The following is a 26,158-nucleotide window of genomic DNA, read 5'->3' on the forward strand; positions in this document are numbered from 1 at the left end:
GGTTACAGATCGCTATTCCTCTTTATCCGATTTCTCAGACAGCTTGACGTCCAAAGTTTGCTTCTTCCCATCGCGATAATAGGTTACTTTCAGCGTTTCCCCGATTTTCTTGGCGCTATACAAATATTTACGAAGATCGAGCGTGCTTTCGATCGCTTTGCCGTCGAGCGCTACGATGATGTCGTTGAATTTCAATCCCGCGTCAAGCGAAGGCCCTACCGCTTCCAGCACAATCACGCCATCTTCGACTCCATCCGGGATAACCGGTGCTTCCGGCGCGTACTCGTCGCTGTCCGCGCCTTCTTCCGCTGGAACGTCCGAATCCGAATCGTTATACAGGTCGCCCATATCCGCGCTGTCCAGGTATGAGCTGAGATCCATTGTATAGACGCCCATATAGGGTCTCGAGACTTTTCCTTTCTCCAGCAAATCTTTCAGGATCGGCATAGCGCCGTCGATCGGAATGGCGAAGCCGATTCCTTCCACGCCCATGTCGGCTACCTTCATGCTGTTGATCCCGACTAGCCTGCCATTCAAGTCGACCAGCGCTCCGCCGCTGTTGCCCTGATTGATCGCGGCGTCCGTCTGAATGACTTCCTGTTCCCAATCGTAGTTGCCGTCCTGGTTGATCGACACCGGAATGATCCGTTTCGTCGAGGAAACGATCCCTTGCGTGAACGAATTCCCGAACCCGAGCGGATTGCCAATCGCGATAACCATCTCCCCGATGCGAAGCTTATCCGAATCCCCGATCTCGACGACGGTGTCGATGCCCGATCCGTCCACTTCCAATACCGCAAGATCGGTCACGATGTCCTTGCCGACGATCTTCGCGTCCTTCTTGCTCCCATTACCGAGAACCGCCTGTACTTTCCCGGCATCTTGGATCACATGCGCGTTCGTAATTATGTATGCTTTTCCGTCTTTTTTCTGAAAAATAACGCCCGACCCCATGCTTGCATTGTATGGAATCTCGCCATCCTTCAAGTTTCCCGCTCCTTGCAGATCAAGAGCTTGCTTCGATAGATTGATGATGCTAACCACCGCCGGACGCACCTTCTCCGAAGCCGAGATAATCCGCTCTGACGTCTCTACAAGCGGCTGACCTCCGGCAAGCGCCGGTCTTGCTTCCGGTTTCGAATTGCCGCCTCCGTACAGAAGCATGAACAACACCGCGACGAATAGCGAGCTGGTGACGGAGGAGATCAAAGCGACGCGAAGCGTCGATGATGGCCGAGCTCTTCCCGGCCGGGAACCGAAACCCGGCAAATCGCGCCAGCGCCGCTTAACCCTCGTGGAGTAAAAATCGTCATCGAACAAACTCATGTTCATGCACCATCCTTCTATCGGGAGCCTTCCGCTCCCTCTCTCCGCTGAGACTCTTCTCTTATCTATCCTAGCTGATTGCAACTCTTCTATACTTATTTATGGCAAATTAATAGGAATGTTTCTTAAGGTTTTGACTAGAATAGTAATAGAATCGGAGAGGACAAGCAAGTGAATTCCCCACATCTTCCATATGTAAAGAAAGGAAGGATTTCCAATGAGAAACGCGGAGTACGGCTGGTTCCTTGATCTCGCTTCCCAATTGTCAGAGATGAAGCACGACCACTACAAGCAGCTCCTCGCCATTAGCACTCTGATCGAGCTTCTAGTCGACAAAGGCCTCTTATCGCCGGAGGAAATCAAGACCAAAGCTTCCGAGATGGAAGCCGAGCTTAACCGTCAGCTTCTGTTATAGCCATTACTTGCCGACGACGTCCCATGGAGTCGGCCGATCGTAATACGTATCGCACAAAGCGAATTCGTCTCGTTGATAGAAAAAGCCGTTGTTCTCTAATACTGTATTCACGGTCAGTTTGGCTAAATCCATCAAGTTATGCTCTTGGCTCAAATGAGCCAAATAAACTCTTTTGAGGCGGCCCGTTAGCAAACTGCACAGTGCCTCTCCCGCCGCTTCGTTGGAGAGATGCCCGGTGTCGCCCAGAATGCGCCGTTTGATGTTCCACGGGTATCTTCCCATTCGCAGCATGTCTACGTCGTGGTTGGATTCGAGCACCATGACGTCGGAATTCTGCAGCCGGCTCATGACTTTGTCGCTCACATAACCGAGATCCGTAGCCAGGCTTAGCTTGGCCCCGTTCGATTGAAAGCAATAACCAACCGGTTCGATCGCATCGTGCGAGATGGCGTAGGATTCGATCCGCAGATCGGCGATCTCCATGACGCCGTCGGTCGGCAGGATGTTGCGTTTCTCGTCCGGGATATCGCCGATCGTCTTCAGCATGGCCCCCCATGTCTTCTCGTTGGCGTATACGGGCAACTGATGCTTGCGCGCGAATGCTCCCAACCCTTTAATATGATCGGAATGCTCGTGCGTCACGAAGATCGCGTCCAGATCTTTGCCGCTAATCTCTCTTTCTTTCATCAACTCTTCTATTTTTTTGGCGCTGTGTCCGACGTCGATCAGTACGGTCGCCGCATCCGAAGATACGACGGTCGCATTCCCGGTCGATCCGCTGGCCAGCACCGTGAATCGAAGTCCCATATTCTTAACCTATTCCTCTCCCTGGCTTCGCTTCCGATACCCCAGGCGATTCTGGCCTACGGAGTAACGGCCGCATCGCCATTCTCTGTCGTAACTTCCCCGCTGATGGCATTCACATAGTACACTTCTTCGCCATTTTCCAACAAAACCCTCCAAGAAGGGTAAGAAACTTGGTCTTTAGCGCCTTCGAAAATTTCCCCGTGATAACCTAAGCGAATCTCCTTGATCACGGAACCCGCAGGCAAATTCCTCTCGATGACCTTGGCCAGCGCCTTGGTAGCCGACAGCACCTGCTGATCCTTGGCCCCCGCCGATGGCTTGATCTCGACGAGATCCTGCGTGAAGGACCTGATTCTTTGCTCGTTGTAAAATAAATTCAAGTGAATGTCGAACATCGGCCACCCGGCGTCCATTCGGTTAAAAACGAAGTACGCGCCTTCCCTGCTCCCGAGCTGATCGAGCGTATAGCGGTCAAGCTCCGGTATGATCCCTCCGAGCGCTTGGCCCAGCCCCTCATCGAACACGATACGTGTCTCGGGGGAAGGGCTTATCGGCTTTCTGTCTCTGTCCGCTACACCTGCTCGCTGCTTAAACGTATAGGTCAGCTCGCGCATCGAAGGCGTCTCCGTCGGGATTTTAGCGTTGTCGTCGACTTGGATGTTCTTGTCGCGCATGATCTGCAGCGTCTCCGGAGGGAGGGATGTCCAGTTCACCGCCGTATTCAATCGCTCGCGCCATTCGTTCCATAGCTGATAACCAAGCACGATATTCAGCAACAGGAACGAAACGATCAGCACGCTCTTGGCTCTTCTCCAGTCCATCCCGCTCCTCCTTTCCCGCTATCGCATTCGTTCATCGGCTCGCCGCCGGACTCGAGTCCGCGACGACGACCACCTCGCCGCTCGTCAATCTGGCCGCCCATACCGGACTTAATACGATCGACTTCTCCTTAAACGTTGGCCTGAAGGCAGGAAATAACGCCTCGGCCTTCCCTCCGATGATATCCTGATCTTTCAGTATCGTCCTGAGTTCGTTGCCTCCGGGCAGCTTCCTTTGTTTCTTGTTCGTAACGTCCGTGTCCAGAATGACGAGCGACCGATTATAGCCGACGACCAGACCCTGCTGCAAGGTCAACTGCATGTAACCGAAGTTGACTGATTTGCCTGACACGATCGGAACATCCCGGTAATACTGCTGGAATCGGATCGTCGTACGATCCGCCCCGGCTCCGGCTTCTTTCGTAAACAGATGTTTCCCGTCCCAGCCCCCATGCTGATTCACGAAGTTGACGGCCGACATGACATTGTCGGTCAATTCGTTCTTGTCCTCCGTCGGCTCGGCGATGTCGGTATACGAGAGCCACGTCCCGTTCTGCTCGATCTTGAGCCCTCTCTTCCCGTTGGTGTAGAGTTGAGGACCCGTTTTGCCGTCTTGAAGCGTTCTTGTGCTTCCCGGATCGAAGAATAGATTGTCTTGCATCTGTTCCGTCGAATAGCGATTAAAGGCCACTTCCATCTCGAGCATTCTTGTAATTGGCTTTTCAGGCACGTACAGATCGTCGTCCAAGATCATATAGGGGTCCCAATATTGGCCGAACCCTACGTAACCTTCGACGTCGCCTACCGTTAAATCCGCTTTTTGAGCTTCGTAGACGCTATGTCCGTCCGAGCTGAAGAAGAACGTCCGCACTTCGTCGCGAAGCTTGCTCGTATAGATCCAGATCCTGTCTATCGAATCTCTATAGAACAAAAAATCTCCGTCGATCTTGAATACCCGTTGCAGCATTTCGAAAGGCACCGCGCGGCCGAATCGCAGCTCGACCCCTTGGTCCTCCCGCCGGATCTGATCCCAGTCGATCGACTTGACCGAATCCCGCTGCATCCCTTTAAAATCCCGACCCTGCAGCTTGCCGAGGATGAGATCGTAATACGGTCGCGTGTTCGGATAGAACACCGTATGCTTGTTATCCCCGAGATGAATGACGAGCTGCTCGGGGAAGATCAGGTTCTTGATCTCTTCCTCTTTGCCGAGCGGTTCCGTCTTCACGTAGTCCAGCTCCGTCTTGACCTTCGCTTCCATGAAGGGTTTGCTGTAAGCGAGCAAGTAGCTCTGATACAGGCTCATGACGACTAACAGGAACAACAGAACGGATTTGCCTTTCTCGATCATGCGGTCTCACTTCCTTCCGGCACGATCGGCAGCTGCACCGTCACGACAGTGCCTACGTTTGCCTCGGAATCGATGGCGATGGAGCCGCCGTGCGCCCGGACGATTTCCCGGGCAATCGATAAGCCCAGACCCGTACCTCCCATATTGCGCGAGCGAGCCTTGTCCACGCGGTAGAACCGCTCGAAGATGCGATGAAGATCTTTCTTCGGGATGCCGATCCCGGTATCCTTCACCGCGATCGCAAGCTGTCCCGTTTCGTTGGCGCCGGCGGTGATGTCGATCGATCCGCCGTCGAGCGTATACTTGATCGCGTTCGATACAAGGTTGTCCAGTACCTGGTCGATTCCATCCCGGTCCAACCACGCCGACTTCTGCTGATGGTCCACCTTCACCGATACGGTGATCGCTTTCTGCCGTAGCTGGAACGAGAATCGGTCGACAACTTCCTCCAGCATCTCCGTCAAGTCGGTCTTCTGCCTACGCAATTGGTTATGGCGAGAATCGAAACGGGACAGATGCAGCAGATCGGTTACGAGCCGGATCATCCGTTCCGTCTCGCTGCGAATGACGCCGACGAAACGATCGGCGAGCGGAGGCTCGTCCAGCGCTCCGTCATCCAGTGCTTCCGCGTAGCTTTTAATCGTCGTTAACGGCGTGCGCAGCTCATGAGAGACGTTCGCGACGAATTCCCGCCGCGATTGCTCCAGCTTCTCCGCCTCCGTCACGTCCTGCAGCACCGCGATCGCTCCGGCTACCCCTTTATCCCTTCGGCGAATCGGCGTCAGCGTTACTCTAAATACGAGTTCCTCGCCTTGATCCGCAAGCTCCCGGTTCAGCAGCAAGGACGATTCGTTGCCCTGCAGCGTCTCTGCGATCGGCTCCTTCTCGATGCCGAGCGCTTCGGATAACGTGATGCCGTCCTTCAGCTCGGAGATGTCGAGCATCGCCCTCGCTCTTCGATTCGTCACGATGACCCGTCCTAATTCGTCCGTCGCCAAGACCCCATCGCTCATGTTCGATAGAATGGAAGACAGCTTTTCTTTCTCTTCCTCGTTCACGGACAACGCGTCGCTGAGCCGGTCGGTCATATCGTTAAACGCGACGCTAAGTTGACCGATCTCGTCTTTGCCGAATACCGGAACCCTTTCATCGAACCGCCCTTCCGCCACCGCGGTAGCTTGGCGGGTCAACGCCTTGATCGGCGACGTAATCGTGCCCGCAAGCAGCACCCCCAGTACAGCTGTAAGCCCGAGCGCGATTAAAGTCGCGGACACGAAAATTTGGTTAATGCCCTCCATCGTCCGATAGAGATCTTTCATCGAAGCGACGATATAAATCGCGCCAATGATTTTTCCGTTGCTGCTGAAGATCGGCTTCGCGATGACCTTATTGCGATTGTTGTCCTCGTCGATAATATCCTCTTCATTGTCCCGTACGCCTTGGAGCGCACGGCTCACGAGCAAGGACGTGTTCTTGCGGCCGATAAAGGCTTGCTGCGCGGGCTGGGAATTCTGAGAGATCGCAAGCACTTTCCCTCCTGCGTCCAGCACCTGGATCTCCGCCCCGCTGCTTGAGAAGTTGCTGACCAGGTCGTTGAGCTTCGCTTCGGCGTCCGTCGGGGCGTTCGCGTCCTTGTTGTCCGAAGACAGCGTCGGCGCGGACAAGAGGGACGTCAGCAAATTCGCCTGGTCATTCAAGTTGTTCGTAAAAGAATTGGTGAGCGAAGTTTTCATCGTGCTGATGAAGTATACTCCGATCAGTTGAACCGCGATCAAGATGAGCAACAGCACCATCATGATCAGCTTGATCTGAATGCTGCGGTAGAAACGGACGCCTTTCATCCGTAATAACCGCCCGTAATCTTCGGATTACGCACCAAATAACCGAGACCGCGCCGCGTCAAAATAATCTCGGGACGACTCGGATCGTCCTCGAGCTTCTCCCGAAGCCGGCGGATCGTCACGTCCACCGTGCGCACGTCCCCGAAATATTCGAAGCCCCACACCGCTTGCAAGAGATGTTCGCGCGTCATGACTTTCCCGCTGTTCTTGGCCAAGTAATGCACGAGCTCGAACTCCCTGTGTGTCAGATCGAGCGGCTGGTTATTTTTGTAGACGACGTACATATCCGTATCGATAAAAAGATTAAATAGCTTGATGCCCTGGCGCTCGGCTTCCGGCTGCGTCTCTTCGTCCGCCCGTGGCGCTTCCATCTTACGCTGGCGGCGCAGATGCGCCTTCACTCTGGCAAGCAGCTCACGCGCTCCGAACGGCTTTGTGACGTAATCGTCGGCGCCTAGCTCGAGGCCGAGCACCTTGTCGATCTCGTTATCTTTGGCCGTCAGCATAATGATCGGCGTGGACAACCGCGTTCTCACTTCGCGGCACACATCCATACCGTCCTTGATTGGCAGCATCAGATCGAGCAGGATCAAATCCGGCTCCTCCTCGAACGCGAGCCGAACCGCCGTCTCCCCGTCGAATGCGCAGACGACCTCGTAGCCTTCTTTCTCCAAATTGAATTTAAGAATATCCGCAATTGGCCGTTCATCGTCGACGACCAGAATTTTGCCTAACATATGCGTCACCGCCTCCCGTTATTCGGCAGCTTGCTCCTGTTTCTATTTTACCATATCGAAGTCAAGACCCCAATGGCGTTTCGCAGGAAGCGAACCGTTCCGCGGCGCCCCTCCCGCAAGACGGAAAAAGGCTTTCCCCGGCCGACTTAGCCTGAGGGAAAGCCTCTATATATATGATTATTTCAAATAACTTGTCGGATTCTTGAGGTTGCTGTTCAAGTAGACTTCGAAATGGAGATGGGTGCCGGTAGAATGTCCCGTGCTGCCCATGACGCCGATGATATCGCCTTTCTCGACGATCTGGCCTTTCTTTACCTTCACGCTCTTCATGTGCCCGTAGACGGTTTTGAAGCCGTTCTGGTGATTGATCGTAACCGAATTGCCCAATCCGCCGGACTTGTAACCCGCGAATTCGACGACGCCTTCGTCCGCGGCCAGGATGTTGCTCTTGCCGATAATGTCGATGCCCTTATGCATGCGCCCCCATCTTTGACCTTGGTAGCTGGTAATCCGAGCTCCTACGACAGGCCATGAGAACTTGCCGGAACCTTCGCCGCGAATGACTTTTGTTCCTCTCAGAATACGGGTCGCGATCGGAGCCTCCAACACGTTCACGGACACTTGCTCTTCTTCTATGAGAGAACCGTTTCTTTTCAGCAGTCGGTATGTAACCTGTTGCTTGCCCGGCGTCCCCTCTTGGAGCACCTTCTGTTGGCCGAGCTTCATCGAGTCGCTCTTCTCGTATTCGATCGGAGGTTCGATTTCCTCGATCTCGGTGACCTCTTCCTCCGAGTTCACGTTCAGAATCGGCGGTTCCGATTCAGACAGATCCAGGACGTCGCCGACCGTGATTCGGTCGCCTTTGATCCAGGTGTTGTTCTGATGGATCAATTCTTCCGTGACGTCCATCTTGGCGGCGATGCAACCGATGCAATCGCCTTTCTGGACGGTATACGTCCGCGGAATCGGTTCGCCCTCCGTCAGCTTGGCAAACAGTTCGTCCGGATCGGATAACTGTGCCGCGTCGATCTGGGAATCAACCATCTCCACCTTCTCCGCGAATTCGACGGAAGTCACGATTCTTTGCGGCTTGGCTTCCGCCGTCGCAGCATCCGAAGCACCCGCCGTAAGAGACAACGACCTGACTTCCGTTGCGGCTTTCTTCGCGACTAACCTTGCCGGAACGTATTTGTTCTTGACCCGCTGAAGAAGCTTCTTCGCGGCCATCTCGTCGCGAACGATTCCGACCTCTTCGCCGTTTACGATCAATTTGACGCCGACGGCATGGGTTTGCAGCATGCCTTCGAGTCGAACCAGCGTCTCTTCGTCGTCGACCTTCTTCTTGTAAGCCCTTTCAGCCGAATATGTGACCTGATTGTCGTTCAGGACCAGATGGACGGTAGTTTCCGCGTTCTCAAGCTCTTCGGCTTTGGCCGCCAGCAGCTCTTCGACTTTCTCCTTGGCGCTGATATTTCCTGCCGTTTCCCCGTTAATCGTCACGCTATAATAGTCAACGCTATGAGCTTGAACGTATTGTCTTCCGAGGATTCCTATCACCGTAGCAGCAACAAGGCCGCATAATGCATAGGCGATCGGCTTGCGATATTTTCTATAAAAGTTAGTAGGTATAGGCTGTGTCTGTTTGTTGGAAACGGGTAGTGCTTGAGCTTTCTTGAATCGAATAAACCGGAAGGTTTGCCGCGATGCGACAAGGATTTTCCGGATCCGATCCGTTCCCCTAAAAACGGCCATGATCTTCTCCTTTTCCCTTGCTTTCGGTATTCTTTTCCCGGTTCTGCCAGAAGCTTGTATTTCACTTTAGCATAGGATCGACAGCCCTATCAACAGTTTGGAAGGATTAGAATTATGAAAAATGGAAAGAACCGCCGGTTTTAGACCCCGGCGGTCCTTGTCATTGTAAGCGATTCATTTAGTGGGGCGGCGCGTCCGATTCCGGCTCTCGCTGCCCTTGCAGCATTTCCATCATTTGCGAATATTCTTCATCTGTAAGAGCCGATTTCAACATCTCTTGCACTTGCGTCAGCCCTTCCGGAGTCAGCCCCCCCTGCAACGAGTCGGAAAGCTGCTTCAATTGCTCCTGGTTCAGCTTAGATACGACCGTTGCATATAAAGTTTGCCTCTGCTCATCGGTCAGCTGACTTGCGGCGGAAGTTCCGCCGAACGCCGGAACCGCGTCATCTTCGGAAACGCCCGGATTCGGGATTGCGTTCGACAACTCATCTGGCTTGTCCTCATCGGCTTTCTCGTCCAGAACAGTCCCGCTTCGATTCCCCTGATCCGGCTCCCGGCTGCCCGGCTCGCCGTTCCGATTTTCTGCCGCAGGGGTAGATTCCGGCTCACCAGCTCCGTCTAGCTGCTTTTTCGAAGGAGCGCCGCTAGAATCGGCATTCTTCTTGGGAGACTTATCCGCCCCCCACAACGTGCCCCAGACCCCCGACAGCGCCATCGGCTTAATCTCAAGCGGGATATCCAATTGTTTAAGTACCGATTCCATGTAGCTGTTCACGATGTAACCCGTCGTCCATATGCACAAGAAGCTGAGCAGCAGAGCGGTCGCTACTACCCGGATGACCCAGCTTGCCCACTTAACCATTACGTAACCTCCTGCTATAGGTTTTCATAGTTTAGTATGGGCAAACCGGACTACCTGCAAACCTTTCTTTCTATTGTTTTCTCTACTTCGTTAGAAAGCGGTTCGAATCGCTAGAGGACGCTTCTTGCACATGATGACGCCCCTGCGGGACGACTAAAGGCGACCCGGACAGCGGGTCCGTGATGACCGAACAGCTCAGGCCGAAAATATCTTTGATCCGCTCGCTGGTGATCACTTCTGTCGGCGTACCCCCGGCCACCAGCTTGCCCTCGCGCAGCGCAAACACATGATCGGCGTAACGCGCCGACAGGTTAATATCGTGAAGAACCATCACAATGGTCGTCCCGTACTTGCGGTTCAAGTCCGTAAGCAGGTCCAGAATTTCGATCTGGTAGGTAATATCTAAAAAAGTGGTAGGCTCATCCAGAAACAAAATATCCGTTTGCTGGGCAAGCGCCATCGCAATCCATACCCGCTGCCGCTGACCGCCTGATAATTCATCCATGTGCTGGTTGGCATACTCGGTAATATTCATCATATCCATAGCTTCAGCTACAGCTTCATAATCCCTTTTCGTCCAGCCGCCAAACCAGGATTGATGGGGGAAGCGGCCGCGACCGACCAGATCCGCGACTGTAATCCCCTCCGGCACGATCGGCGATTGCGGCAGAAGGCCGACCACCTTCGCGAATTTCCTCGGCGACAAGTCCCCAATCGCTTCATTGTCGATCGTGATCGTGCCGGACATCGGCTTGATGAGTCTGGCTAACGTTTTGAGCAGCGTCGACTTTCCACAGCCATTGGATCCCATGATAACACTGATCTTATGGCTGGGGATTGCAAGGTCTATGCCATGAATGATCGCTTTATGGTCGTAGCCGGCGACAAGCTGCTGCGCTTGAAAGAGATGTGTCGATTTCATCATAGCGCTCCCTTTTGGTTCATTCGGATTAGCAAATAGATCAGATACGGTGCCCCGAGCATCCCCGTGATGATGCCCACGGGGAATCGGGTCTCGAAGGCAAATTGTCCGATCAGATCGGCCGCTAATACCAAATTCACGCCAACCAGTCCCGCAGGCACAATATTCGAGCCTCCCCTGCCAACCAACCGATTGGCAATAGGTCCAGCCAGAAAGGAGACAAAGGCAATCGGCCCTGTGGCAGCCGTCGCGATCGCAATGATGAAGACGGAGATCAGAATGAGCATCATGCGGGTTTTGTCCGTATTCATGCCGAGGGAAGTCGCCGAATGCTCGCCAAGCTCCAGCAGATTCAAGTGCTTGCCCAATCCGATCAGGATCGGCGATAACACCAGCACCGCGATGACGAGCGGTTGCAGCTCATGCAGCTGCGAGCCGTTCAGGCTGCCTCCCAGCCATCTCATCGCTGCCGGAATATCCTTCGAGGAGCTGATCAATATGAGATAGGAAATAACTGCGTCGAGCATCGCCTGGATGCCGATCCCGACCAGAATCAGTCTTCCAATCGAAAAGGATTTGCCTCTGGACAGAATGTACATCACCGTAACGGTGGCCAAGCCAGCAACGATCGATGCGGCGGACACAACTGCACCGCTCGCATGCAGCACCGTGATGCAAAATACGGCAGCAGCGCTTGAACCGGACGTGATCCCGATCACATTGGGATTAGCCAGAGGATTGCGCAGCATCGTCTGGAACGTGTATCCGGCAATGCCGAAAGCGAATCCGGCAAACAGCCCCGCCAGCATTCTCGGCAGCCGTATCGTATTGACCGCAAAAGACGCACCCTTGATCTGCTCCCCAAGCAGCGCCCGGATGACCTCATCTATGGAATAGATCGTGTTGCCCAAGAGCAGCATCGCGCAGCAGAGCGCGAATGCGAGCACCGCAAGCAAGGCGGTAATCAGCACCCAGCGGCGGCGACGCGAATTCCTGCCCTGGCGAATGATAGATATCGTTTCATTGTTCATAGCGACCGCACTTTCGATCTTATCGCCAGCAGGATAAGAATCGGAGCTCCTATAAATGCTGTAACCACGCCGACTTCCAACTCGCCGGGGCTTCCGATGACTCTGCCGCACACATCGGAGATCGTCAAGATCAGCGCGCCCGAAATCGCTGACATGGGAATGACATATCTCAGATCGGGGCCAAGAATCAGACGCATCACATGCGTCGCCAGCAGACCGACAAAGCCGATCGGGCCCGACAAAGCCGTCGTGGCGCCGCACAGGATAACGCCGGCAAATGCAGCCATAATTCTGAGCACCCCTGTCCGTACGCCTAAGCCCGCGGCGGCTTCGTCTCCGAGCGCCAATGCGTTCAGCGCCGGGGCAGTCACGATCGCAATCAGGAGGCCAGCGATGAGAAACGGCCCAATCGTGGCGACTGCACTCCAGGAGCCGGCCCCCACACTGCCTACCTGCCAAAACCGAAACTGATCCATCACATAAGCGCGCGGAAGCATGATAGCGGCCACCAGTGAGGACAGTGCTGCGCTGGTAGCCGCTCCAGCCAGTACAAGCTTGATCGGCGTGGCGCCGCCCCGCCCCATCGACCCGATTCCGTAAACGAAAATCGCGGTTCCCCCAGCGCCTGCAAGCGCCAGCCAGATGGAAGGTTCGGCGGAGCCGATATTCAAGAAGGCCATTCCGCTTACGACGAACAAAGCAGCGCCGGTATTCACGCCTAATATGCTCGGATCGGCAATCGGATTGCGCGTCACGGATTGCATCAACGCGCCCGATACGCCTAGCGCTGCGCCGCAGCACAAACTGAACACCGTCCGCGAGATGCGCTTCCGAACGATATTCGCCTCATAGGAGTCGATTTCCGGACGGAACAAGCCGTCCATCATCTCGGAAAATCCGACTCCCCGCGAGCCCAGCATCAGCGATGCCGCCGCGCATACGACAAGCAAGACGATGCTGCAGAGCAGAATGAGCTTGAAGTGCTTCGGCACACGCCAACTGTGCTGGGGCAGAGTTGAGGATGAATTATTCATTTCCTCGATCCAGAGCGTCCCCGATCAGCTTCAGATACTCGTCAATCGTGTAAGCGATGGAAAGCGGGTTTGGCGTGCCGGCGGCAACTAGAGGCGTATCGGTGTCGATAAAGGCGACCGCCCCCTTCTTGATCGCCGGAATTTTACCCAGCAAGCGATCCGCCTGAAGCACTTTAAGCAACTCGTTATTACCGTACCCGACGATAACGTCCGCCTCGTACAACGCCTGCGCATTTTCAGCGCTCAATTCCAAGGCGTAGCTCTTCGGATCAGTAATTTGCTTGGTCACCGCATCAGGGTAGGACAGGCCAAGCTCATGCAAAAACGCAACGCGTGAATCGATCGGGGTGTATATATGCAGCTTGGACAAATCTTTTCCCGAGAAATTGGCCCAAACGACCTTCTTGCCGTTGATTTGCGGATATTGCGTCAATTTATCTTGAATCAGCCCTTCGGTATCCTTAATCAGCCGTTCCCCTTCGGGAGCCATCCCCATGCCCGTCGCATTGTAGATGACCTGCTCCCGCCAAGTCGTAGCCCAAGGCGCTGTCGGATAAGCAACGACAGGAGCAATCTTGGTCAACAAGTCATAATCTTCCTTCGTTATGCCCGAGTAAGCGGCCAGAATCACATCCGGCTTCGCATCCGAGATGGCTTCGAAATCAAGTCCGTCGGTATCTTGGAAAATATTCGGCTTCTCGATCCCTAGTTTCTTGACTTCCTGAAGAGTCCAAGGCAACATCCCGCTTCCGTCCTGCACGCCGAAATTGGCCGCCGAGAAACCGACCGGTTCCACGCCAAGAGCGAGTACGATATCATGATTCGCCCATTGAATGGTGGCGATGCGTTCAGGCTTTTTCTCAATTACCGTCGTTCCCAAAGCGTGCTCGATCACGATAGGATATTTCACGCCCGCCTCCTCGGCATCAGACGATGTCGGAGACGCTTCAGATGCCTCTGCAGTTGCGGATTCCTTCGTTTCCTCCGGGGTTTTGGAGCCCGAGGAATTAGACGACGCGTTTCCGCACCCCGCTATAATCAGCATAAAAGCAATAAGCAACGTAAGTAGAACAGTAACTTTTTGTTTATCTCTCATTTTCCCTATCCCTTTCATTTTAAGAATTTTCAACGCCCCTTCCGGCCGTTCCATCAACTAAATGATGTTGATAATCATTATCAATTGATGACAGATAACAGTATAGCAAGTACCGGGTATCGTCACAATAGACGATATTCGCCTGAAAAACCGGACAATATTCGGATATCAACCACCTTTTCTGCACATAAAAAAGCTACCGCCGACAAGCCGTTGACCGAATATCGGCTCAACTTTGTCAGCGATAGCGAGAAGATTGCAGAGTCAGAGAACGAGTAGCGGCCACGGCCAGTCTGTTTACCGAAAGGGGGCCGCCATATGGCCAAATCATACCGGACGGAATCATCAGGCTTCGTCTGTGAGAAGACACGTTCAGCATCCTCCAATTCCGTTCTTTCAACAACCGCGAGAGTGCGATCTTGTCATCGCGCTGAACAACGTACATCATCAGGGCATTGTCTTCAATTTCGATCTCATCGATATGAGCTGTGGTGAAGCCGTACGGTTCATAATGCCCCGGCTTGAAGGCATTGGTCAGACCGAGTCGCTCCAGAACGCCGACGGACAAGGAGCCGTCATTGGACAAACGCAGCAAGGAATTCTGATGTCTGGAATATCCGAAGGCGATCATCACTTTGCTCGTTACGATTCGGGAGGTACGGATATGCTCGCGCATCTCCTTGTACGAATCCTCCAGCCGATACTGAATACCGGCCGCAAGAGTCCCCCTATCCAGAACGGAGGCCAAATGCCGGAAAGAGAATTCCAGAGATTCGTATTCCGAAGTTTGCTTGCGCGGCGGAAACAAATCGTAGGCAACGGTAGGCGCGATCTGCTGTAAAGCATCATAATGAGGCGCTGTCAGCGAGCGGATGCCGATGATCAAGTCAGGCGACAGCTCGGCGATTCTCTGCAGGTCAGGCTGGATGCGCGGTCCGATATCTTCGATGCCATCCGGAATGGTCATCGGCAGACCTACCCAACGATGCATATCGCACGCTTCCGAGACACCTAGCGGAATTATGCCAAGCGCTAGCAAATACTCGGCCATCGTCCAGTCCAACGCGATGATACGTTGCGGAATAGCGGTTATCTCCGCTTCGCCGAGCGCGTGCTCGATATTCCGCAGCAGAGAACGCTTAATCGTCAGCGGGTTGAATTCGGATACTTCCGTGGCCGGGCCAGGCGCCAAGCTTGGCTTGTTCTGCCCAGCGTGCTTGTAATGCAGCGGCGACAAACCGACAATGCGCTTGAATACCCTTCCGAAATAAGAAGGATCGCGGTAGCCGACTTTTTCGGCCACTTCCGGCAACCCGAGCGTACTATCCGTCAACAGTGTCTTCGCCGCCTCGACGCGCAGTCGGGTCAAAAATTCAATAGCCGTGTAACCGGTAGCTTCCCTAAACAGCGCACAGAGATGCGGAACGCTGTAACTCGCGCGCTCGGCTAACTGCTTCAGCGTGATCGGCTGCGCGTAGAAATGCTGCATATATTGAATCACTTGCGCTATTGGACTGGAGTCGGTCCTCTCGGACTGCTGATGCTGCATTTTGATCCATTCATACAGAAAAGATAGAAAATACGCTTTGGCTTGCAGTTGCGCCCCAGGCTGTCGTTGCTGCCAGATCTCCTCCATCGTGTGCAGCAGCATGCGCAGCGAAGTTTCCGCTCCGGCATGCACTGTGCTAACCCTCTCGCCAAAATGCGATTGTTCAGCCAACCGGCGCCACCGGCTATCCGTATTCCGTCCCCACTCTGCATGGTAAGTCACCAGATAAAATCGGCCTCGATTAAACCGGGGGACGATCTTCACGGGCGTTCCCGATCCGCCGTGCAGAACGATATCGGCCGGCTCCGTGTAACGGACATCGCCGAATTCGACATATTGGATATGATCCGCCGCATAGATAAATCCGCTGGTAGGCATGGAGAAATCCATAGCCACCTCGACCGTGCATAACCGCACCTCAATCAGTTGCAGATGAGCTTGATTCCATAGCTGCAAATGTTCTTCCAGATTTATCGTCGAAGTTATACGAATGCACCCCTTGCTCATAACATGACCGTATCGTGCCGCTCTTCAAATCTTTGTCTATTATTCTACCTTACCAAATTATGCGCATGGTATGCAGTTTTTGCAATTGCTTCTCCCCCGAATTGCTCCCATAAAATAGAACCGGAGGCGCTGCATGCGCCCCCGGCTCTATCAACGTCTCTCCGAATTAGATCCCATCGATCCACTGGTTCACTTTGTCCGCGTTATTCTCGACCCATTTTTTCGAAGCTTCCTCTTCGCTCATGCCGCCGTAGATATCGACCATGACGGATTCCATATCTGCCGGAGTCCACTCGAACTGATCCAGGAACTTATAAGCGTCCGGATGATCGTCTTTCAGACCTAGACGCACCAGCGTATGGATTTGCTCGTCGCCTCCGAATACCCCCTTAGGATCTTCCAAATACTTCAGATCCATCTCGGCGAACATCCAGTGCGGCGTCCAGCCCGTCACGATGACCGGTTCTTGCTTGGCATAGGCATCCTGAAGAACTTTTGTCATCGCCGCCGAAGAGCTTTCAAGCAGCTTCCAATCTTTTAAGCCGTATTCCTCTATCGCCTTGCTCGTGGCCATCATAATGCCCGCCCCGGGCTCGATTCCCGTAATCGTAAAATTCAAGGATTTGCCGATTTCCGCATTGTTCAAGTCCTCGATAGAGGAAATATCCATGTTAGCAGGAACGGTCAATCCGACCTTCGTTCCATCTAGATTCACGCCAAGATCCTCGAACTTATTCTTATTCGGCTCGTAATAGTTATCCCCATGCGTGCTCGGGAGCCAAGCCGCAACCATCGCGTCGGCGCTGCCGTCGGCAATGCCGACATACATCGGGCCGGCGTCGACCTGCATCATTTTCACTTTGTAGCCGAGCTTGCTCTCCAGCACTTCCCTGACGACATTCGTGCTGGCGATCTCCGAATCCCATGCCACGTACGCAAGCGTAATCTCTTTATTTTTCGCCGGGGAACCTGTATTCTTGCCCTCGTTCTCCCCTTTCGAGCATCCCGCAAGCGCGAACGCGAAGACCATAACGGCTGCCAACAACAGATATACGCTTTTCTTCAAACTCATCACTTTCCTTTTCGTTTATTGGTGATCAGATTTTGCGTGATCCGATCGAGAATGATCGCAAGCACGACTACGGCCAAGCCCGCTTCGAAACCGACTCCCGTCTTGGCCTGGGTGACTGCCCGATAGACATCCGCTCCTACGCCCTGCGCGCCGATCATCGAAGCGATGACCACCATCGAGAGCGACAGCATGATCGTCTGATTGACTCCCGCCATGATCGTCGGCGCGGCGATCGGAAGCTGCAGCTTGAACAGCTTCTGCATCGGCGTCGATCCGAACGCGTCGGCCGCTTCGACCAGATCGCCCGGAACCTGGCGAATGCCAAGGTTCGTCAACCGAATGGTCGGCGGGATGCCGAAGATCACGGACGCGATCACACCGGGCACGACGCCCAGCGAGAAGAAGGCGACGGCGGGCAGCAGATAGACGAACGCGGGCATCGTCTGCATGAAGTCAAGCACGGGCGTGACGATCTTCTGCAAGCCGTTACTTCTCGCGCACCCGATCCCCAAAGGGACCCCGATCACCACGGAGATGACCGAGGCGGTCAGCACCAGCGCGAGCGTCTCCATCGTATGCTCCCAGTAGCCTAGGTTATAAACAAGGTACAGCCCGAGCAACGTGAATAGGGCGATTCTAGTTCTACCGATCCAATAGGCTAGGACGGTAAAGAGAACGATCATCAAGAGCGCGGGTACCGCGTTGAAAGCATCCGAAAGCCCGTTTACGGTTGAGCCGATCAGCGTCTTGATCCCCTTAAAGAGAGGTCCAGCATTCGACTCCAGCCATCCCTCAACCGTCTCTACCCAGCGACCGATCGGCAATTTTGGCAAATCCAGATTCATTCGGCATCACCCGCTTCCGTCTCCGTGTTTCCGCTCAGTGCCGACAGAACGGCCCCGCGGATAATGATGCCAAGCAATCGCTGCCGATCGTCGACGACGGCAACCGGGATTTTCGCGGCGCTCACAACCTCGAACAGCTCGCTCAGATGGACATCGGGCGGGACGGTTGTCATCTCCCGGACAAGGATGTCTTCCAATCCCCTGCCCGTTTTCGCCGCTTCCGCAGACGCTTCGGCCGTAACGACACCGAGGAGCTGCCGGCTTTTATCTACGACATAGAGGTTGGAAATCCCGCGGTCTCGCATGAGCTGCAGCGCGACCCTCGGCCCGCGGTCCATCGTGATCGTCTCGGCACGGATCATGACATGCGAAGCCGTAAGCACCTTGGACAAGTCGACATCCTCGACGAAGCGTTCTACGTACTCGTTCGCGGGATGCGTTAGTATCTCTTCCGGCGTCCCGATCTGCACGACCACACCGTCCTTCATGAGCGCAATCCGGTCGCCGATGCGCAGCGCCTCATCTAGATCGTGCGTAATGAATACGATTGTCTTCTTCATCGTCGCCTGAAGCTCCAACAGTTCATCCTGCATATCCTTGCGAATGAGCGGGTCCAGCGCGCTGAACGCTTCGTCCATCAGAAGAATGTCCGGATCGTTAGCCAGCCCTCGGGCAAGCCCGACGCGCTGCTGCATGCCTCCGCTGAGTTCATCCGGACTCTTATCCGCCCAACCTCCCAAACCGACGAGTTCCAATGTCTTTAGCGCCTTCTCCGTACGAGCGCTCTTCGCTACTCCCTGAATCTCGAGCCCATACTCCACGTTCTCCAGTACGGTCCGATGAGGAAACAGGGCGAACTTCTGAAAAACCATGCTGATCGTCTTACGCCTGACCTGGCGCAGCTCTTCCGCGCTTAACCGCACGATATCTTTGCCATCGATCAGTACCTGCCCCGACGTGGGCTCGATCAACCGGTTGAGCAGCCGAACCAATGTCGACTTGCCGCTCCCCGACAACCCCATGATGACGAAAATCTCGCCGGGCTCGATCGAGAAGCTGACCCGATTGACGCCTACTGTCAGCTTCGTTTCCTTGGCGATGCGTTCCTTCGACCACCCTTGATCCAGCAAACGATAAGCCCGTTTCGGGTCGTTTCCAAACACTTTCGATAACTCTCGGACTTCAATGATCGCCATATGACTCCCCCTTCTGAAAAATCCCATGCTTCTCATACAGCCGCTGTTACAAGTGTAGACGCCTCTTCTTTGGGGGGTCAAAATTGATATCCCGCCGTATAGTTCGTACAGTTTTAACTTTACACACTTTATTTACTGTATACTCCCGTTTCCTTACACTTCCTTCCGAAGCGCGATCTTTACTTACGAATGACTCTTTTCTACAATAGGAGACAATGGATATCTTCAGCTCATGTAGCGTTTAAGGAATAGGGAGTGTAGGGGCATGACGCCTTTCGAGGGATTAACGGAAGATCAGATCAAAGCAATCGAGAAATCGCGTCGGCGGGTCGTCGATTCCATCGGCAATAACATGGATTTGTATGGCGTCACCACGTCGATTGGGCATCTGTACGGCATGATGTATTTTCACGAAGGTCCCGTCACGCTCGACGAAATGGGCGAAGAGATGGGCATGAGCAAGACAAGCATCAGCACAGGTATGCGCACGCTCGTTGATCTGAAGATGATCAGCAAAATCTGGGGCAAAGGTTCGAGGAAGGACCTCTACGGGGTCGAAGAGGACTGGCATCAGAATTTCGTCGATTACTTCTCCATCAAGTGGCGGAAGTCGCTCGAGATCAATATGTCGTCTTTGAATAAATCACTGGCGGAATTGCGCAAGCTTCGCGACGAGAATCCCGGTCAGGAGAAGCTGGCAGATCAGGTCGAATTCGACATTCAGAAAATGACGCACGCCCTCCAATACTATAGATGGCTTGACCGTTTCATCGACGCACTCGAATCCGGAGAAATCTTCGACTGGGTTCCGAAGGAAGAGACAAAGCCCGCCGAATAAGGCGGGCTTTTTGTAAATATTCCTCTCTCTTCTGAATAAGCGCACCACTCAGCTAATAGCGATGTTATTCATCGTACTTACTCACAACACTTGGCCAACGAGGCGATAGTACGATGTTTTTCATCGCTAATCGTCCCGGGGAGCGCGCAAGTGTGGCACATCTCCGCTAATAACGATGCTATTCATCGTACTTACTCCCAACACTTGGCCCACTAGACGATAGTACGATGTTTTTCATCGCTAATCGTCCCGGGAACGAGCAAGTGTGGCACATCTCCGCTAATAGCGATGTTATTCATCGTACTTACCCCCAACACTTGGCCAACGAGACGATAGTACGATGTTTTTCATCGCTAATCGTCTCGGGGAACGAGCAAGTGTGGCACATCTCAGCTAATAACGATGTTATTCATCGTAGTTACTCACAACACTTGGCCCACTAGACGATAGTACGATGTTTTTCATCGCTAATCGTCCCGGGAGCGAGCAAGTGTGGCAGATCTCCGCTAATAACGATGCTATTCATCGTACTTACTCACAACACTTGGCCCACTAGACGATAGTACGATGTTTTTCATCGCTAATCATCCCGGGGAGCGAGCATATGTAGCGCATCTCCGCTAAAAGCGATGTTTTTCATCGTACTTACTAGCAACACTCGGCCCACGAAGCGAAAGTATGGTGTTTTTCATCGCTAATTTCCCCGGGCCAGAGAGCAAATCCGCTTCAGTGCGCTGGTCTCCTTGTATGCGAAAAAACCCCAGATCCCTTATCTTAGTAAGATCTGAGGTTCTTCATATGGCTGAATTTCTACCGAACGGCTTACTCGCTTTGCTTAATTCCCGTAGATCGGAGCGACTTGGTTCGTTTGCTCGCGGTTGCGGCCGACCGAGAAGATCGCTATCGGAATTCCGGTAAGCTCCGTAATCCGCTGAATGAACTTCTGGGTCGTCGCCGGCAGATCGGCGATCTTCTTCGCGCCAGAAATATCCTCGCTCCAGCCCGGAAGTTCCTCGTATACCGCTTCGCATTCTTCCAGCAGTTTCAGGTTAGCCGGGTAGTGCTCCATAAGTTCGCCGCGGAATTTGTAAGCCGTGCAGATTTTGACTGTCTCAAGTCCGGTCAGCACGTCGAGCGAGTTCAAGCTAAGCCCCGTGATACCGCTGACGCGGCGGGCATGGCGAACGACGACCGAGTCAAACCAGCCGACGCGGCGAGGGCGACCCGTTACTGTACCGTACTCGTGGCCTTTGTCGCGGATCCATTGGCCGATCTCGTTGTCCAGCTCCGTAGGGAACGGACCGTCGCCGACGCGGGTCGTGTAGGCTTTCGCTACCCCGATAACTTCCTTGATCTTCGAAGGGCCAACGCCCGAACCGATGCATACGCCGCCAGCCGAAGGGTTGGAGCTCGTAACATACGGATAGGTTCCTTGGTCGATGTCGAGCATAACGCCTTGCGCGCCTTCGAATAGCACCTTCTTGTTGGTGTCAATCGCATCGTTCAGAACGACCGAAGTATCGGTCACGAACGGACGAAGGATTTCGGCAAGCGCCAGGTAATCCTTGATAATGGAGTCAGCGTCCAACGCTTCTCCGTTATACATTTGGGTAATGATTTGGTTTTTCTCCGCGACGACGGCGCGAGCCTTCTCTTCGAAAGCTTCCGCGACCATCAGATCAGCGATGCGGATCCCGTTGCGGGCCGCTTTATCCATATATGCAGGACCGATGCCTTTACGCGTCGTGCCGATTTTGTTGTCCGCTTTGCGGTCTTCCTCCAAGGCGTCGAGCACAAGGTGGTACGGCATGATAACATGAGCACGGTCACTAATCTTCAAATTGTCGGTCGAAAATCCGTTGTCTCGGATATATTGAATTTCCTCTACTAGAGCGGCCGGGTTGATAACCATTCCGTTGCCGATAACGCAGAGCTTGTTTTCATTGAAAATACCGGAAGGAACCATTGTCAATTTGTACTTTTTGTTATCGATCAGGATCGTATGTCCGGCGTTATTCCCACCTTGATAACGAGCGACGACGTCGGCTTTCTCAGCCAGAAAATCGGTGATCTTCCCTTTGCCCTCGTCTCCCCATTGCGTACCTACAACAACGACTGTTGACATTGCAATCCCTCCGTCCGGAGCGTTCCCCACGCCGGCATGATAATGCTACCCGACATCGCAAACAGCGATCAGGCAGCATGATAAGTGTATCAACTGGAAACGGCGAAGTCAACGCAAAAACGAACAATAGCGAAACTGCCCATATGAATGTTCGGAATTTGGACCTAAATCGTCCAATTATGCAGTGCCCGCATAGGCTTCGCTATGAGATCGGTCAAGACTGACGAATTTATTGAAATTTTTCAGAAACACCAGCTCGACCGTTCCGACCGGACCGTTCCGCTGCTTGGCGATAATAATCTCGATAATATTCTTTTTCTCCGATTCCTTGTCGTAGTAATCGTCCCGATACAGGAACGCGACAATGTCGGCATCTTGCTCGATCGAGCCCGATTCCCGAAGGTCGGACATCATTGGACGTTTATCCTGGCGCTGCTCGACGCCCCGCGACAACTGCGATAGGGCGATGACCGGCACGGAGAGCTCGCGCGCGATCTGCTTGAGCGTACGGGAAATTTCAGAGACTTCCTGCTGACGGTTCTCCCCGGCTTTGCCCCGACCCTGAATCAGTTGCAAATAATCGATCAGGATCATGCCCAGCCCTTTTTCTTTTTTCAGACGGCGGCATTTCGCGCGAATATCGGATACGGTAATTCCCGGCGTGTCGTCGATGTAAATCTGGGCTTCCGATAACGAACCGATCGCCATCGACAGCTTCTCCCAGTCGTCTCCTTCCAGGTGTCCCGTTCTCATCCGCTGCGCGTCGACGTTGGATTCGGCGCATATAATCCGCTGAACGAGCTGGGCTGCAGACATCTCCAGACTGAAGATCGCAACCGTCTCCGAAGCTCGGACAGCTACGTTCTGGGCGATATTCAAAGCGAATGCGGTTTTACCGACGGACGGACGGGCGGCTACGATAATGAGATCGTTCGGCTGAAAGCCCGACGTCATGCGGTCGAGATCGACGAATCCCGAAGGAATCCCAGTAACGCCTCCGCGATTGTTATACAAAAACTCGACGCGCTCGAACACTTCCATGAGCACGTCGCGAATGCTGATAAATCCCGTTGCGGTACGGCCGCTGGAAATTTCCATGATCCGCGCCTCGGCGTCGTTCAGCAAAATGCCGACGTCCTCTTCCGTGGCATAGCCGTTGGAGACGATCTGCGTCGCCGTGCGGATCAATCGTCTAAGAATCGACTTCTCCTCGACGATCTGGGCATAGTATTCCACGTTCGCCGCCGTAGGAACCGCATTGGCGAGTTTGGTCAAATAAATAATGCCTCCGACCTCTTCCACCTGGCCCAGATCTTGGAGCCTGGCCGTCAACGTGATGAGATCGATCGGTTCGTTGTCGTCGTTAAGAGCAATCATGGCATCGAATATCCGCTGGTGAGAGACGCTGTAGAAATCCTCCGACTTCAAGCGCTCCATCGCCGCGATCAAAGCCTCGGCTTCAAGCAGGATCGCGCCAAGAACCGCTTGCTCCGCCTCAAGATTCTGAGGCGGAACGCGATCGTACATCAGGTGTTGGTCCCCGCTTCCGTTCATTCGATTATTCCTCCACGACTTGAACGTTTAACGTGCCCTTTACGTCTGGATAGAGTTTTACGGTTACTTTCGTGACGCCGAGTACACGAATCGGTTCGTCGAGCTCGATTTTCCGTTTGTCGATAACGATTTTTTGCAGCTCCAACGCCTCGGAGATTTGTTTGCTCGTAATCGCTCCGAATAGACGTCCGCCTTCTCCTGATTTCGCTTTAATGACAATCGTCATCTCGGATAGACGGGCGGCAAGATCTTGCGCATCCTTCTTCTCGTTGTCCTTTTTCTTCTGGGCGGATGCGGTTTGTTGGTTCAGCGTCTTCTTCGCTCCTTCGGTCGCGATCTGGACGACTCCCTTAGGCAATAGAAAATTGCGTGCATAACCTTCGGATACTTCTTTAATTTCGCCTTTTTTCCCCTGACCCTTCACGTCTTGCAGAAAAATAACTTTCATTCGAACAACCCCTCTTCCTTCTCGAGTTCTTGTAGTACGTGCTTTAACTTGGACGTCGCTTCCGCGATCGTCCCCTGAATCTGCGCGGCGGCGTTCGTAAAGTGCCCGCCTCCGCCCATCCGTTCCATGACCACCTGAACGTTGATCTGGCCGATCGACCGGGCGCTCACCCCGATCAGTCCGTCGGGCCTTGTTCCAATGACGAACGAAGCTTTAATCCCCGTCATGTTAAGCAGCGTGTCCGCCGCTTGCGCGATGAGCAGTTGGGTGACTTGCTTGCCAGAATCGGCGGCCGCGATTGCGATGCACTCGCGATACATCTCCGCGTGGCGAATAATCTCCGCTTTGCGGACGTATTCCTCCAGATCCTCCTTCAGCATCCGCTGAATCAGCGCCGAATCCGCTCCGTTGCGGCGAAGGAAGGATGCGGCTTCGAACGTCCGAGAGCCCGTACGGAAAGCAAAGCTCTTCGTGTCGACGGTAATGCCCGCAAGCAGCGCCGTCGCCTCCCTCATATCCAAAGATACGCGTTCGTGAATATATTGCAACAATTCCGTTACCAGTTCGCAAGTAGACGAAGCGTAAGGTTCCATGTACACGAGTACCGCGTCGTCAATAAACTCCTCGCTGCGCCGATGGTGGTCCAGAACGACGATGCGCTCCGTCGCTTGCAGCAGCCTCGGTTCAGCAACCATCGAAGCGCGATGCGTATCGACGACGACGGCGAGCGATCGCTTGCCCGTCATTCCTAAAGCTTGCTCAGGCGTAATGAACCGCTTCATCAGCTTCTCATCTTCCCTGAGCATATCCATCATCCGTTGAATCGACGGGTTGACGCCTTCCAGAACGATAAAAGCTTCCTTGCCATACAATTGGGCCGCCTTCAGGACGCCGATCGCCGCTCCGACGGAGTCCATATCCGGCATTTTATGACCCATTATGATCATATTGTCGCTTTCTTTCATCAAATCACGCAGCGCGTGGGCAATGACTCGGGCGCGCACCCGCGTCCTCTTCTCTACCGCGTTGCTCTTGCCGCCGTAGAAGCTCTGCCGCTGGCCGAACTTGACGACCGCTTGGTCGCCTCCGCGGCCGAGCGCAATATCCAGACTGCCTTGCACCAGATGTCCGAGCTCGACGACGTTGTCCGTCCCGGAAGCGAATCCGATGCTTAGCGTCATCGGGAGCTTCTGTTCGATCGTAATCTCGCGTACGTCGTCCAGCAATTCGAAACGCGACTGCTCTAGGTTTTTAAGCGACGCCTGGTTCGTAATGATCATATAGCGGTCCGAAGACAATCTGCGCAAGAGCAAGCCGTACTTCTGCGCCCATTCGTTGATCTCCCCGGTCACCTTGGACAGCATGAGCGCCCGTTGCTGTTCGTCCATTCCTTGGGCAACCTCTTCGAGGTTGTCCATCATCACGATTCCAAGCGCGAGCTTCTCTTCTTCATAACGCTTCTTGAGCGTCCAACGATCGGTAATGTCGGTAACGTAGAGAACCCGCTCATTCTGTCGTAGCAGAAGCTCGTATACGCGGCCTCCGATCGTAATCTCCGTACCCGGTTCCTTGTCCTTTCCGGGTGGCTGCAGCACCGGGAAAATCGCGAATAGCGATTCTCCCACTACAGAGGGCTTGCCGATGATAGCAGCGACGAATCCATTGTGCCATTGAATTTCTTTGTCTTCGTTATAGATGACGATGCCGAACGGAAGATGGCCGATGACATCGTTGCTTGCATTCTTGATCCGGTGGGACAACGTCAGAACGTAATCGTCCAGGTCGTGCCGGAACGCTTTCTCCGCCAGAATGCCGTATCCAGCGACAAAGCCGCCCAACAGTAAACCTAATAAACCGAGTACCCATTGGTACCACGCCAGCGCCACGGTCAATACAAAGATGAGCACCAGTGCCCAGACGATATGCATGCCGTGCCAGCGTTGCACGAGAAACTTGGGCATATCCACTTCGCTCCCGTCTATTATCGAGATGAAAATGGTGGCGTTCGCTACGCCCCCATATCGCTTTCCCG

At 53.8% G+C, this 26,158-nt stretch carries 22 protein-coding genes; 2 read left to right on the forward strand and 20 right to left on the reverse strand.

The window, feature by feature from the left end; translation table 11 throughout:
• Nucleotides 1-12: 12 nt before the first annotated feature.
• Complete coding sequence (locus FPZ45_RS13445) at nucleotides 13-1,326, reverse strand: S1C family serine protease (protein ID WP_144702684.1); 1,314 nt, start codon at nucleotides 1,324-1,326, stop codon at nucleotides 13-15.
• Between the two features lie 217 nt (nucleotides 1,327-1,543).
• On the opposite strand from FPZ45_RS13445, the gene FPZ45_RS13450 reads away from it, so the two are divergent.
• Nucleotides 1,544-1,741 (forward strand): hypothetical protein, encoded by a 198-nt coding sequence (locus tag FPZ45_RS13450; RefSeq protein WP_144702448.1) that lies wholly within the window; start codon nucleotides 1,544-1,546, stop codon nucleotides 1,739-1,741.
• 3 nt (nucleotides 1,742-1,744) lie between these two features.
• Here the strand turns inward: FPZ45_RS13450 and FPZ45_RS13455 are convergent, their stop codons facing one another.
• The 15 genes from FPZ45_RS13455 to proV all read right to left on the reverse strand — a co-directional run bounded on the left by FPZ45_RS13455 (nucleotide 1,745) and on the right by proV (nucleotide 19,161).
• Entirely contained in the window at nucleotides 1,745-2,548 is an 804-nt protein-coding gene (locus FPZ45_RS13455; RefSeq protein ID WP_144702451.1) for an MBL fold metallo-hydrolase, read from the reverse strand.
• 56 nt (nucleotides 2,549-2,604) lie between these two features.
• Nucleotides 2,605-3,369 (reverse strand): two-component system regulatory protein YycI, encoded by a 765-nt coding sequence (gene yycI / locus FPZ45_RS13460; protein ID WP_144702454.1) that lies wholly within the window; start codon nucleotides 3,367-3,369, stop codon nucleotides 2,605-2,607.
• Between the two features lie 31 nt (nucleotides 3,370-3,400).
• Complete coding sequence (locus tag FPZ45_RS13465; RefSeq protein ID WP_144702457.1) at nucleotides 3,401-4,717, reverse strand: YycH family regulatory protein; 1,317 nt, start codon at nucleotides 4,715-4,717, stop codon at nucleotides 3,401-3,403.
• Nucleotides 4,714-6,558, reverse strand: coding sequence for a cell wall metabolism sensor histidine kinase WalK (walK, locus tag FPZ45_RS13470; protein ID WP_144702461.1), 1,845 nt, complete (start codon nucleotides 6,556-6,558; stop codon nucleotides 4,714-4,716). Before walK ends, FPZ45_RS13465 begins: the two co-directional genes overlap by 4 nt.
• Nucleotides 6,555-7,295, reverse strand: coding sequence for a response regulator YycF (gene yycF, locus FPZ45_RS13475; protein ID WP_144702464.1), 741 nt, complete (start codon nucleotides 7,293-7,295; stop codon nucleotides 6,555-6,557). Before yycF ends, walK begins: the two co-directional genes overlap by 4 nt.
• A gap of 177 nt (nucleotides 7,296-7,472) precedes the next feature.
• Nucleotides 7,473-9,047 (reverse strand): peptidoglycan DD-metalloendopeptidase family protein, encoded by a 1,575-nt coding sequence (locus FPZ45_RS13480; RefSeq protein ID WP_144702467.1) that lies wholly within the window; start codon nucleotides 9,045-9,047, stop codon nucleotides 7,473-7,475.
• A 178-nt stretch (nucleotides 9,048-9,225) separates the two neighbouring features.
• Entirely contained in the window at nucleotides 9,226-9,909 is a 684-nt protein-coding gene (locus FPZ45_RS13485) for a hypothetical protein (RefSeq protein ID WP_144702470.1), read from the reverse strand.
• An 82-nt stretch (nucleotides 9,910-9,991) separates the two neighbouring features.
• On the reverse strand, nucleotides 9,992-10,831 hold the full coding sequence (locus FPZ45_RS13490) for an ABC transporter ATP-binding protein (protein WP_144702687.1): 840 nt from the start codon (nucleotides 10,829-10,831) through the stop codon (nucleotides 9,992-9,994).
• Entirely contained in the window at nucleotides 10,831-11,862 is a 1,032-nt protein-coding gene (locus FPZ45_RS13495; protein WP_144702474.1) for a FecCD family ABC transporter permease, read from the reverse strand. Before FPZ45_RS13495 ends, FPZ45_RS13490 begins: the two co-directional genes overlap by 1 nt.
• Nucleotides 11,859-12,896, reverse strand: coding sequence for a FecCD family ABC transporter permease (locus tag FPZ45_RS13500; RefSeq protein ID WP_144702477.1), 1,038 nt, complete (start codon nucleotides 12,894-12,896; stop codon nucleotides 11,859-11,861). Before FPZ45_RS13500 ends, FPZ45_RS13495 begins: the two co-directional genes overlap by 4 nt.
• On the reverse strand, nucleotides 12,889-13,992 hold the full coding sequence (locus tag FPZ45_RS13505) for an iron-siderophore ABC transporter substrate-binding protein (protein WP_144702480.1): 1,104 nt from the start codon (nucleotides 13,990-13,992) through the stop codon (nucleotides 12,889-12,891). Before FPZ45_RS13505 ends, FPZ45_RS13500 begins: the two co-directional genes overlap by 8 nt.
• 238 nt (nucleotides 13,993-14,230) lie before the next feature.
• A complete protein-coding gene (locus FPZ45_RS13510) occupies nucleotides 14,231-15,997 on the reverse strand; it encodes an iron-siderophore ABC transporter substrate-binding protein (RefSeq protein WP_186438382.1) in 1,767 nt (588 codons plus the stop codon).
• A 217-nt stretch (nucleotides 15,998-16,214) separates the two neighbouring features.
• A complete protein-coding gene (locus tag FPZ45_RS13515; RefSeq protein WP_144702486.1) occupies nucleotides 16,215-17,120 on the reverse strand; it encodes a glycine betaine ABC transporter substrate-binding protein in 906 nt (301 codons plus the stop codon).
• On the reverse strand, nucleotides 17,120-17,965 hold the full coding sequence (locus FPZ45_RS13520) for an ABC transporter permease (RefSeq protein WP_222430776.1): 846 nt from the start codon (nucleotides 17,963-17,965) through the stop codon (nucleotides 17,120-17,122). Before FPZ45_RS13520 ends, FPZ45_RS13515 begins: the two co-directional genes overlap by 1 nt.
• Nucleotides 17,962-19,161, reverse strand: coding sequence for a glycine betaine/L-proline ABC transporter ATP-binding protein ProV (gene proV, locus FPZ45_RS13525; RefSeq protein WP_144702490.1), 1,200 nt, complete (start codon nucleotides 19,159-19,161; stop codon nucleotides 17,962-17,964). Before proV ends, FPZ45_RS13520 begins: the two co-directional genes overlap by 4 nt.
• A gap of 265 nt (nucleotides 19,162-19,426) precedes the next feature.
• On the opposite strand from proV, the gene FPZ45_RS13530 reads away from it, so the two are divergent.
• The gene (locus FPZ45_RS13530) at nucleotides 19,427-19,999 is read left to right on the forward strand and encodes a GbsR/MarR family transcriptional regulator (protein ID WP_144702493.1); all 573 of its coding nucleotides are present in this window, start codon (nucleotides 19,427-19,429) and stop codon (nucleotides 19,997-19,999) included.
• An 835-nt stretch (nucleotides 20,000-20,834) separates the two neighbouring features.
• Here FPZ45_RS13530 and FPZ45_RS13535 read toward each other — a convergent pair.
• The 4 genes from FPZ45_RS13535 to FPZ45_RS13550 all read right to left on the reverse strand — a co-directional run bounded on the left by FPZ45_RS13535 (nucleotide 20,835) and on the right by FPZ45_RS13550 (nucleotide 26,087).
• Nucleotides 20,835-22,124 carry an adenylosuccinate synthase gene (locus tag FPZ45_RS13535; RefSeq protein ID WP_144702496.1) on the reverse strand — a complete coding sequence of 430 codons (1,290 nt, stop codon included), beginning with the start codon at nucleotides 22,122-22,124 and terminating at the stop codon, nucleotides 20,835-20,837.
• A 177-nt stretch (nucleotides 22,125-22,301) separates the two neighbouring features.
• Complete coding sequence (dnaB, locus tag FPZ45_RS13540) at nucleotides 22,302-23,678, reverse strand: replicative DNA helicase (protein WP_144702499.1); 1,377 nt, start codon at nucleotides 23,676-23,678, stop codon at nucleotides 22,302-22,304.
• A 4-nt stretch (nucleotides 23,679-23,682) separates the two neighbouring features.
• Nucleotides 23,683-24,126, reverse strand: coding sequence for a 50S ribosomal protein L9 (gene rplI, locus FPZ45_RS13545; protein ID WP_144702502.1), 444 nt, complete (start codon nucleotides 24,124-24,126; stop codon nucleotides 23,683-23,685).
• The gene (locus FPZ45_RS13550; protein WP_144702505.1) at nucleotides 24,123-26,087 is read right to left on the reverse strand and encodes a DHH family phosphoesterase; all 1,965 of its coding nucleotides are present in this window, start codon (nucleotides 26,085-26,087) and stop codon (nucleotides 24,123-24,125) included. Before FPZ45_RS13550 ends, rplI begins: the two co-directional genes overlap by 4 nt.
• Nucleotides 26,088-26,158: the final 71 nt, after the last annotated feature.

Source organism: Cohnella terricola (assembly GCF_007786475.1).
In the GTDB taxonomy this organism is placed as follows: Bacteria; Bacillota; Bacilli; order Paenibacillales; family Paenibacillaceae; genus Cohnella; species Cohnella terricola.